This window comes from Eudoraea sp. (assembly GCF_049665975.1).
Classification (GTDB): Bacteria; Bacteroidota; Bacteroidia; order Flavobacteriales; family Flavobacteriaceae; genus Eudoraea.
The window spans coordinates 1-11338 of record NZ_JBATGR010000063.1; the positions used below are offsets into that span (position 1 = coordinate 1).

Annotated in this window: 8 protein-coding genes and 1 pseudogene; 7 read left to right on the forward strand and 2 right to left on the reverse strand. The window is 40.7% G+C overall.

Features of this window, described 5'->3' with window-relative positions; genetic code table 11:
• Together WBN20_RS02665 and WBN20_RS02670 are read right to left on the reverse strand one after the other, a co-directional pair.
• A partial coding sequence (locus WBN20_RS02665; RefSeq protein WP_424280615.1) for a hypothetical protein occupies positions 1-147 on the reverse strand: 147 nt, incomplete at its 3' end.
• A 93-nt stretch (positions 148-240) separates the two neighbouring features.
• On the reverse strand, positions 241-693 hold the full coding sequence (locus WBN20_RS02670; protein WP_424276091.1) for a GAF domain-containing protein: 453 nt from the start codon (positions 691-693) through the stop codon (positions 241-243).
• Between the two features lie 154 nt (positions 694-847).
• Between WBN20_RS02670 and WBN20_RS02675 the strand changes: the two genes are divergently transcribed.
• From WBN20_RS02675 to WBN20_RS02705, 7 genes and pseudogenes are all read left to right on the forward strand, one after another.
• Positions 848-1264 carry an HYC_CC_PP family protein gene (locus WBN20_RS02675; RefSeq protein ID WP_424276092.1) on the forward strand — a complete coding sequence of 139 codons (417 nt, stop codon included), beginning with the start codon at positions 848-850 and terminating at the stop codon, positions 1262-1264.
• Between the two features lie 110 nt (positions 1265-1374).
• On the forward strand, positions 1375-5142 hold the full coding sequence (locus tag WBN20_RS02680; protein WP_424280611.1) for an efflux RND transporter permease subunit: 3768 nt from the start codon (positions 1375-1377) through the stop codon (positions 5140-5142).
• Entirely contained in the window at positions 5139-6356 is a 1218-nt protein-coding gene (locus WBN20_RS02685) for a TolC family protein (RefSeq protein WP_424280612.1), read from the forward strand. The genes WBN20_RS02680 and WBN20_RS02685 overlap by 4 nt, the downstream gene beginning before the upstream one ends.
• A gap of 47 nt (positions 6357-6403) precedes the next feature.
• The gene (locus WBN20_RS02690; RefSeq protein WP_424272053.1) at positions 6404-6946 is read left to right on the forward strand and encodes a DUF3347 domain-containing protein; all 543 of its coding nucleotides are present in this window, start codon (positions 6404-6406) and stop codon (positions 6944-6946) included.
• 3 nt (positions 6947-6949) lie between these two features.
• Positions 6950-9451 carry a heavy metal translocating P-type ATPase gene (locus tag WBN20_RS02695; protein ID WP_424280613.1) on the forward strand — a complete coding sequence of 834 codons (2502 nt, stop codon included), beginning with the start codon at positions 6950-6952 and terminating at the stop codon, positions 9449-9451.
• A gap of 43 nt (positions 9452-9494) precedes the next feature.
• Positions 9495-10760: pseudogene (locus tag WBN20_RS02700) on the forward strand (efflux RND transporter periplasmic adaptor subunit); the annotation flags it as partial.
• 213 nt (positions 10761-10973) lie between these two features.
• The coding region (locus WBN20_RS02705; RefSeq protein WP_424280614.1) for a hypothetical protein at positions 10974-11338 on the forward strand (365 nt) is incomplete at its 3' end.

Genomic DNA, 11338 nt, shown 5'->3' on the forward strand with positions numbered 1-11338 from the left:
AATCCCCAATTCCCTAATAAATTTTTCGGTGCCTCCTGTGGAGTAGATTGAAATTCCGAGCTCATCAAATTTCCTTACAATAGGTTCTAGACCATCTTTATGAAATACTGAAATTAAGGCTGATTTAATTTTTTTTGTAGTGCTCATTTTGTTGTGCTTAAATAGAATAGCTAAAGGTCACAAATGTAATTTTTTTGAAGTTATAAATGAGATAGTGTTATTAACAAAAGGGCTAAAGTTTTAAAGAATTTTCCCTACCTCCTTATTTACAAATTCTAAAAATTTTTCATCTTCCTGAGTAAATGGGTCTGGAGTGTTAGAATCTATATCAATCTGGCCAATATTCTCTCCATTTACAAACAGAGGAACAACAATTTCTGCTTTTACATTAATGCTGCAGGCTATATAATTATTCTGTGCTTTAACATCAGGCACTACAAAGTTCTCGTTGCTCAAGGCTACCTGGCCACAAATTCCTTTTCCAAAAGGGATGATCGTATGGTCTGTAGGTTCCCCCGCATAAGGACCAAGTTTTAATTCTTCTTTATTGCCGTTTTTAAAATAAAAGCCTACCCAATCATAATATGAAATATTTCCCTGTAGAAGATCGCATATTTGTTTAAGGCGTTCGTTTACCTCAACAGTTTTATTATTAAGTATAGATTCTATCTTTGGGCGTAATGCACTTAGCATATTATTTTTTTGTAAAAGTATTAAAATGTAGATTTTAATAATCGTGTTTTAAACAAATCTTAGCGAAATGATCTCCTGAATTAGAGCGAAAGAACATTTAAACTTTTGTTAACCAATACAATAAAAGACAAATTTTCGTAGTTTTGTATTACTGATGAAGGAAACTTTGCATCAAATAGTATCTGTTACCATGGCACTTTTAGTGTTGTTCTCTACTATGTCCTTTACAGTAGATATGCACTATTGTGGAGACCTTTTGGTAGATTACAGCTTTTTTGAAACTGCAGACGGTTGCGATATGAATGCAAGTCCTTCCGGAATAACAGACGGGGATTCCGTTATGGAAATGGATTGCTGCACCGATTTGGAAATAGTTCTTGAAGGACAAGATGATTTGAAAATTTCCTTTGATCAATTCAATTTTGAGCAACAGATCTTTATCTCGACATTCTATTACACTTATGTAAACTTATTTGAAACGGTTGATAAAAACCTCATTTCTTTTAAAGAGTATTCCCCACCCCTCCTGATCAGGGATATACAAATTCTCGATCAGACTTTTCTCATTTGATTTTTAAACATTGAAATTATAGCCCGACAGTTATTACTGTTTAATGGGTTTAAGCTGTTGATTATATTTTTGGTCAACTTCAGTTTCTAAATGTTTAATAATCAATTCATATGCTAAACAAGAGCATTAAATTTCTCATAAATAATAAACTGATTGCTGTTCTGATGCTTGTCCTTTTTATAGGATGGGGAATTGTGAACGCCCCGTTTAACTGGGACATTGGATTTTTACCAAGTAATCCCGTGGCGGTTGATGCTATTCCGGATATAGGTGAGAACCAACAAATTGTTTTTACCAAATGGTCCGGTCGTTCTCCCCAGGATATTGAAGACCAGATTTCCTATCCGTTAACAACATCTTTATTGGGTATACCTGGAGTCAGAACAATACGCAGCTCCTCTATGTTCGGATTTTCGAGTATCTACATCATTTTTGAAGAGGATGTTGAATTCTATTGGAGCCGCAGCCGAATTCTTGAAAAACTGAACTCCCTACCTAGTAATTTATTACCTGAGGGCGTAAGCCCTGCACTGGGGCCGGATGCAACGGGCCTGGGGCAAATTTTCTGGTATACTTTGGAAGGTAGGGATGAAGAGGGAAACGTTACAGGCGGCTGGGATTTGCAGGAATTGCGAAGTGTTCAGGACTACTATGTAAAATTCGCCCTTACCGCAGCAAGTGGCGTCTCCGAAGTAGCTTCTATCGGTGGTTATGTACAGGAATACCAGATTGATGTGAATCCTGAATTGATGAAGCAGTATAATATAGGTCTTCATGATGTGGTTAATGCGGTCAAAAAGAGCAATCGTGATATTGGTGCACAGACCTTGGAAATCAATCAGGCTGAATACCTGGTAAGAGGTCTTGGCTATGTGGAATCTTTGGAAGACATAAAAAATGCTGTAGTCATTTCGGAGGATTATACTTCCATTCGTATAAGGGATATTGCTAATGTTTCGCTGGGACCGGCTGTTCGCCGTGGTATTCTCGATAAGGAAGGCGCAGAAGTCGTTGGGGGTGTCGTCGTGGCCAGATATGGAGCAAACCCGCTTGAAGTAATTAATAGTGTAAAAGATAAAATTAATGAACTTAGCCCGGGACTTCCTTCCAAACAATTATCCGATGGCCGAAACTCGCAACTTACAATTGTACCATTTTATGATAGGACCGAGTTAATTCAGGAAACCCTTGGAACACTAAATGATGCTCTGAGTTTGGAAATTCTCATTACCATTTTGGTTATCATTGTCATGGTCTTCAATTTGCGTGCCTCAATATTAATTTCAGGGTTGTTGCCGGTAGCCGTATTAATGGTTTTTATAGCAATGAAACTTTTTAACGTAGACGCAAACATTGTGGCACTATCGGGGATCGCCATTGCCATTGGCACTATGGTCGATGTTGGGGTTATTCTGTCTGAAAATATTATTCGGCATCTGGACGAGAATGGAGAAAACCTGCCCATAAATACGGTTGTTTATAATGCTACAGCTGAAGTTTCGGGCGCTATTGTTACAGCGGTTATGACTACTATTATCAGTTTCATTCCGGTATTTACGATGATAGGGGCCGAAGGAAAACTTTTCCGACCGTTGGCTTTTACAAAAACCTTTGCTTTGACCGCATCCATAATAGTCGCTTTGTTTCTAATACCTCCTTTTGCTGCCTTTCTCTTTAGAAAGAAAAGCGTTAAAAACACCATGGGTTATGTCATCAACGGAATTTTTGCCTTTCTAGGTGTTCTGGCCTTTGTCTATGGTTACTGGCCAGGATTAATATTAATTGCATTTGGAATAGTAGGGCTGTTAAAGAATCCTGAACTGGCATCACGTTTGTTCAATGGGTTCTCTTTAACCGAAAAACGTGCAAATCTGATCAATATCGTTATCTCGGTTTTGGTTATCATTTTTCTTCTGGCAGAATATTGGCGGCCTTTAGGTTTGGACAAGAATATTTTATGGAATTTGGTTTTTGTATCGCTAATCTGCTTTGGACTTTTGGCGGTATTCATAAGCTTTCGTAAATATTACACCAGTATCTTGGGTTGGGCCTTGCGCAACAAATTGTTGTTCCTGTTCATTCCAACGGTGATCGTCATTTTCGGAGTTCTTATCATGCAAAATACAGGCAAAGAGTTTATGCCCTCCTTAAACGAAGGTTCGTTTTTGTTGATGCCTACATCACTTCCCCATGCCGGAGTTGAAGAAAACAAACGGGTGTTGCAACAATTGGATATGGCCGTAGCCACTATCCCTGAAATCGAAACTGTGGTAGGTAAGGCAGGACGAACAGAATCCGCACTCGATCCTGCTCCTTTATCCATGTACGAAAATATGATTCAGTACAAGCCTGAATACATGCTGAACGAAGTTGGCAAACAGCGGCGCTTTAAGGTAAATAATGACGGTCTGTTTCTATTGAAGAATGGCAAGTTCATTTTAAACCCAAATACGGTACTTACCGAAAAATCTGATAAATACAAGGAAAATGACAACGAATCTTTCTCGGAAATCGGTTTTGATGATTTGGTTCCCGATTCCGATGGGGAATACTACCGTAATTGGCGACCTGAAATACTTTCGCCCGATGACATATGGAATGAAATTACTCGCGTAACACGTTTGCCGGGAGTTACTTCCGCTCCTAAATTACAACCGATAGAAACCCGGTTGGTTATGCTCCAAACAGGAATGCGGGCACCGATGGGTATCAAGGTCAAGGGTCAGGATTTACAGCAAATTGAAGCCTTTGGTATCCAACTGGAAAATATTCTGAAAGAGGTGGAAGGGGTCAAGGATGAAGCGGTATTTGCAGATAGGATAGTTGGCAAACCTTACCTGCTGATTGATATTGATAGGGAAGCTCTCGTCAGATATGGTATCCAAATTGAAGATGTGCAACAGGTGTTGGAAGTGGCCGTTGGTGGTATGATATTGACCCAGACGGTGGAGGGCAGGGAACGCTATGGAGTTCGCGTACGCTACCCAAGGGAGCTCCGGGAAAATCCAACTGACATCAAGAACATTTATGTTCCGGTGGCAAAGGGCAATTCTGTTCCTTTGAGCGAACTGGTTAACATCCGCTATGAAAAAGGGCCTCAGGTCATCAAAAGCGAAGATACTTTTTTAGTGGGCTATGTGTTGTTCGATAAGTTGGACGGTTTTGCCGAGGTGAATGTAGTAGAGAATGCGCAGGCCCTTATCCAACAAAAAATAGCCAACGGAGAACTGCTAGTTCCCAATGGCATCAACTATCAATTTACAGGCACCTATGAAAATCAGATACGGGCAGAAAAAACTTTATCCGTAGTTGTGCCATTGGCTTTGCTTATTATCTTTTTGATTTTGTATTTCCAGTTCCGTTCGGTATCCACTTCGTTAATGGTTTTTACGGGAATCGCCGTGGCTTTTGCCGGAGGCTTTATTATGATTTGGTGCTATGGACAGGATTGGTTCTTGAATTTCAATTTCTTTGGCGAGAATTTACGCGATATGTTTCAAATGCATACTATTAATTTAAGTGTGGCAGTTTGGGTAGGATTTATTGCCCTCTTTGGGATAGCCACAGATGATGGCGTGGTCATGGCCACGTACCTGACCCAGACCTTTGACCGGAACAAACCCAGTACGCTGGAAGCCGTTAGAGCATCGGTCGTGGAAGCAGGGGAAAAACGAATACGTCCTTGCTTGATGACCACGGCAACGACCATACTGGCTTTATTACCAATACTGACTTCTACAGGTCGGGGAAGCGATATTATGATTCCCATGGCAATTCCTTCTTTCGGGGGTATGTTGATCGCTTTGATAACCCTTTTGGTGGTTCCGGTATTGTTTAGTTGGAAAAGCGAGTGGCAACTTAAAAGAATAAATGCATGAAAAATATAATAAACATAGTAATAGGATTATTAATGGTTACGGCTCTAAAAGCCCAATCCCTGGAGTCCTATATTCAGGAGGCCGAAAACAACAATCCCGAAGTGCAGGCATTTCAACTCCGATACAATATTTCGAAGGAAAAAGTGGAAGAAGCAGATGCATTCCCCAAAACAGAAGTGAACGCCGGGGTTTTTGTCAGCGAACCTGAAACGAGAACGGGGGCACAAAAAGCCCGGTTTTCGGTAAAACAGATGCTTCCCTGGTTTGGGACTATTACATTGCGGGAAAACTATGCAAGTTCCCTGGCCGAAGTAGATTATTTGGACATTGTGATTACCAAAAGAAAATTGCGTTTATCAGTGTCACAAGCCTACTATGAACTGTACGCCATTAAGGAAAAGCAAATGGTATTAGAGGAAAATATCCAACTCCTGAACACTTATGAAAAATTGGCTTTGACCTCGGTTGAAGTCGGCGGGGCATCTGCAGTTGATGTTCTTAGACTCCAAATAAGACAGAATGAACTGATAGAAGAAAAATTGGTCCTGGAGCAGAAATATCATGCGGTTCAAACGCAGTTTAATAATCTTTTGAACAGGGATGAAAATACATCTATCGATGTCGCTGATGACTTACCGGTGTACGAACCCATAGAAATCAGCAGCAGTCCGTTGACGCTGCATCCTGAATTGGAAAAATATGACAGGCTGTATGAATCGGTAGCACAATCCGAAGTTTTGAATAAAAAGGAGGCAAGTCCGAATATTGGTTTTGGGTTGGATTATATACCTGTGGAGAAAAGACCGGGCATGGATTTTAGCGATAACGGGAAGGATATTCTGATGCCCATGGTTTCCTTGTCCATTCCCATTTTTAACAACAACTATAAATCGAGGACTGTTCAAAATGAAATGCGACAGGAGGAAATCAACGCCCAAAAAGCGAATCGAAGAAATCTACTGGAAACTATTTTGAGCGATGCACTTACCAATAAGGAAGCGTCCTATATAAAATACAATACGCAACTAATGAATTTGGAACAGGCCAAAGATGCGGAGGAAATTCTTATAAAAAACTATGAAACAGGGACCATAGATTTCAATGATGTACTTGACATCCAGGAACTACAATTGCGATTTCAGATGAACCTGATAGAGGCCATCAAAAATTATTATGTTCAAACGGCCGTAATCAATTATTTAACTAATCAATAAGAAATACAATTTCATAATTATCAATTTAAACTCTAAAAAATAAAAAGATGAAACGAAGAGTAACCTTAACAATCACAACTATCATTGTCATTTTTTTAGCCTCATGTGGGGATGCAAATAAAAAGCAGGGTACTAAAATGAATACCCCAGCTGAAATCGAAGCTAAAAAGGAAAGTTCTCCTGAAATTGCCGACGCCTCCTTTTCGGATGGAATGACAGGGAAGGTGTTCCAAAATTATCAGCAGATTAGAATGGCTTTGGTTAATTCTGATGCCGAAGAAGTAAACCTGGTTGCCGGAAACCTTGCCGAAAGTTTTAACGGAGAAAAGGAAGAAATGAAGTCGATGGCAATGGCCATGGCAGATGCAAAAGACATTGAAAAACAAAGAGAGTTGTTTTCCCAGTTTACAGGGAAGGTGGAACCATTGTTCAAAGAATCTATTTCTGAAGGCGCCATCTACAAACAGTTTTGCCCTATGGCCTTCGATGGAAAAGGCGGTTATTGGATTTCCGATGTAGAAGAAATCAGAAATCCTTATTACGGCGAGAAGATGCTGAAATGTGGAAAAGTAACTGAAACTATAAAATAAAAAATGAAGCACACCTATCACATACAAGGAATGACGTGTAATGGTTGCAGAAACCATGTACAGGAATCACTCGTTAAAGTGAAAGGGGTAATCATGGCTGCAGTAGATTTAGAAAAAGAGGAGGCTACCATTGAGATGGAAACCCATATTCCTTTAGATAAGTTTCAGGAGGCTTTGAAAAATGATGGTGGTGGGTACAGCATTTATGAATGGGGCAAACATCACCGTACAGAAGCAAACAAAACGGAAACCCCCAAAGTAAAAGGTAAAGGCACATTTTATTGTCCGATGCATTGTGAAGGTGATAAGACCTATGATAAACCCGGGGATTGTCCTGTCTGTGGAATGGATTTGGTAGAGGAACAAAATGTCACATCCATATCTACAACAAAATACACCTGCCCCATGCATCCTGAAATAGTCAAAGATGAGCAGGGTAGTTGTTCCATCTGTGGGATGGATCTTGTGCCCATGCAACCAAATCTTTCGGCAGAGGAAAAAAGCTATAAAAAGTTGCTCAAAAAGTTTTGGATTGCGGTGGTTTTTACCTTACCCATCTTCTTGATTGCAATGTCCGAAATGTTGTCCAATAATCCGCTCTATGAGATTATGGAGCAGAAAAAATGGAACTGGATACAATTCACACTTTCCATTCCTGTAGTGTTCTATGCCACATGGATGTTCTTTGAACGCGCTTATCGTTCCATCAGGACGTGGAACCTTAATATGTTTACCCTAATCGGAATAGGAGCAGGTGTGGCCTGGCTGTTCAGTGTATTCGGAATGTTCTTTCCAGACTTTTTCCCGGAGCAATTCAAAACGGAATCGGGAAGCGTTCACGTCTATTTTGAAGCTGCTGCGGTCATTCTTACCCTGGTCCTGTTAGGGCAAGTACTGGAGGCAAGGGCACATAGTAAAACAAATTCTGCAGTAAAGGAATTGTTGAAGCTGGCACCTAACAAGGCCGTGCGGGTTGTCAATGGCCAGGAAGAGGAAGTTGCCATAGACCAAATACAATTAGGCGATATACTAAGGGTAAAACCAGGCGACAAGATTCCTGTGGATGGCGTAATTGCTGAAGGCGAGACTTCCATTGATGAATCTATGATTACGGGCGAACCTATTCCTGTGAACAAAAGCCCTGGCGATAAAGTAAGTAGCGGAACTATCAACGGTAATCAGTCCTTTTTGATGAAGGCAGAAAAAGTTGGATCGGATACCCTGCTCTCTCAAATCATTCAAATGGTCAATGATGCCAGTCGTAGCCGTGCACCTATTCAAAAGTTAGCGGATACGGTTTCGGGCTATTTTGTTCCGGTGGTGGTTATTATAGCGGTCATCACTTTTATAGTGTGGGGGCTTTGGGGTCCGGAACCTGTCTATGTCTATGCCCTGGTCAACGCGATTGCGGTATTGATAATCGCTTGCCCATGTGCGTTGGGCTTGGCGACCCCAATGGCGGTTATGGTCGGTGTTGGTAAGGGTGCACAGAATGGGGTACTTATTAAGAATGCCGAAGCCCTGGAAAAGATGAATAAAGTTGATACGCTGATTGTAGATAAGACCGGAACCATTACGGAAGGAAAACCAACGGTTGAAATAGTAGGTGCATTCGGGGTTGATTTTAGCGAAAAGGATGTTTTACAATACATCGTATCCCTGAACAGCCTGAGCGAACATCCCCTGGCAGAAGCTACCGTAAAATATGGTAAAGAACAACAAGTGCAAATCCTCAAAGCCGATGGTTTCAATGCGGTAACGGGCAAAGGTGTTGAAGGAAATGTGAATGGAAAGAAAACGGCTCTGGGCAATACCAAAATGATGGAAGAGGCCAATACAATTCTTTTAGGGGAAATGGAAAGCGAAGCCCAGACCTATCAAAAGCAAGGTAAAACCGTTTCTTATCTGGGCATTGATCAAAAAGCCGTTGGCTATGTTGTTATTAGCGATAAAATAAAAGGGACAAGTGTCAAGGCAATTGCGGAATTGCAACACAAAGGAATCGAAGTCATTATGTTCACAGGCGATAACCACGAAACAGCGCAGGCGGTTGCAGACGAGCTAAATCTGGCTGATTTTAAAGCAGGAATGCTCCCTGAGGATAAGTTGAATGAAGTAGCGCGACTTCAGGGAATTGGTAAAGTAGTTGCAATGGCAGGAGATGGTATAAACGATGCCCCGGCCCTGGCGAAAAGTGATGTGGGTATTGCCATGGGCACAGGAACGGACGTGGCTATTGAGAGTGCAACCATTACTTTAGTAAAGGGTGATTTGCATGGAATCGTAAAGGCAAGAAATCTGAGTAACAAGGTAATGAAGAACATCAAACAGAATCTGTTCTTCGCTCTGGTGTACAATACCCTTGGCGTACCGATTGCTGCGGGAGTTCTCTATCCTTTTTTCGGGATATTGCTTTCCCCGATGATAGCTGCTGCAGCCATGAGTTTTAGCTCTGTTTCTGTCATTGCCAATTCGCTCAGATTAAGAAATACAATAATAGATTAAACCAATGATCTAAGGAAAAGACAAAAAAATAAATTTCAGAATTATGAAAAAAAATATTCTTTATATCGGACTGGCAGTAATCGGAGGCTTGTTGGCCGGATACCTCATTTTTGGAAATAACTCAAATGAAGGTCTAGCTGAAGAACATGACCATAGCCAGGAAATGACATCTGTCCAAATGTGGACATGTTCTATGGATCCACAAGTTATGCAACCCGAACCGGGTGCTTGCCCCATTTGCGGAATGGATTTGATTCCTGCCGAATCCAAAGCGGATGGTTTGGCAATTGGCCAATTTAAATTAACAAAGAACGCCATGGCCCTGGCAAATATTAGTACTACCAGAGTTGGCCTGGGAACTTCGGGCGATAATACCCTTAAACTTTCCGGAAAAATAAAGGAGAACGAAAAAGCTATGGAAACACAGGCTTCTTACTTTGAGGGACGGATAGAAAAGCTGTTTGTTAATTTTGAGGGCGAGGAAGTCAGAAGCGGGCAGCAACTGGCGACCATCTATTCCCCTGAATTGGTTTCGGCCCAACAGGAATTGATAACGGCCGCAAGCCTAAAGGAGTCTCAACCTGCTTTATACCAGGCCGTTCGCAATAAACTAAAACTTTGGAAACTATCCGAAAAACAAATTGAGCAGATTGAGAAAACAGCTAAGGTTAATGAGAATTTCCCTGTTTATGCCAACGTCTCAGGAACAGTTTCTGAAATTATGGTAAAAGCCGGCGACTATATAAAACAAGGTTCGCCCTTATTTAAAATTGCTAATCTCAATACTGTTTGGGCAGTTTTTGATGCTTATGAAAATCAGGTCTCTCTTTTAAAGGAAGGCCAAAAAGTCGACATCGTTACCAAGGCCTATCCGGATACGAGGTTCGATGCTAAAATTTCCTTTATAGATCCTGTACTGAATTCGGCTACAAGAACTATAGAGGTCAGAGCAGTTCTACAAAACCCAAAAGGTCAATTAAAGCCGGGAATGTTCGTAGCCGGCATGTTAGGTCTTAAATCAAAAATGAAGGATGAAATGATTGTAATTCCCGAAAGTGCTGTTCTTTGGACAGGGGAACGTTCGGTGGTCTATATCAAGACTGACCCGGAAAATCCAATTTTTGAAATGCGTGAAATAACTCTGGGTGATGCCATCAATGGAGGGTATGTCGTTCTATCTGGTTTAGAAAACGGAGAAGAAATCGTTACAAATGGCACCTTTACGGTAGATGCTGCCGCCCAACTCAAAGGAAAAAAATCCATGATGAATGAAGAAACCGGAAAAACAATAACAGGCCATGAGAGTCATAACTAGATATTACCGGTTTGATGCACACATTATATTTGAGATATCCTGGTTTAGATATGAGTAAAAATCACTTAGGCGTTATTAAAACTGTTGTTTTCTTTCTACCATCTTTCTAATGCTACCCTTTAAAATAATTCTTTTAATAATATAGGAAGTAGCTACATTGTAAGGATTGAGGTGATATACATACTAAACTAAGGCAGTTGAAGAAGTATGTATTTACGAACCACAATTTATGCCTGTATTTTTCTCTTTGGACCACAAGCCATTTCACAAACCTGTTGTTCTGGCGGGGTGCCTTTGTCTAACAATTTAGGATTGCCAATAGAAGAAAGAGGTATTTGGCAGTTTGGACTCAACTACGATTACAATAATTTGAATACACTCAATGCCGGGAATACTAAATTGGATGATGATTCCAGGCAAAGGATAACCAATTCTGTTTTGTTAAGTATTAGTTATTCTATAACGGACAGATTTGCTTTGGAAGCGCTTTTTAGCTGGGTGAACCAGACCAGGACAATAAGGCAATTTGGGAATGTAAATTTTACGGAAACTTCAGGAATTGGAGACGCAAT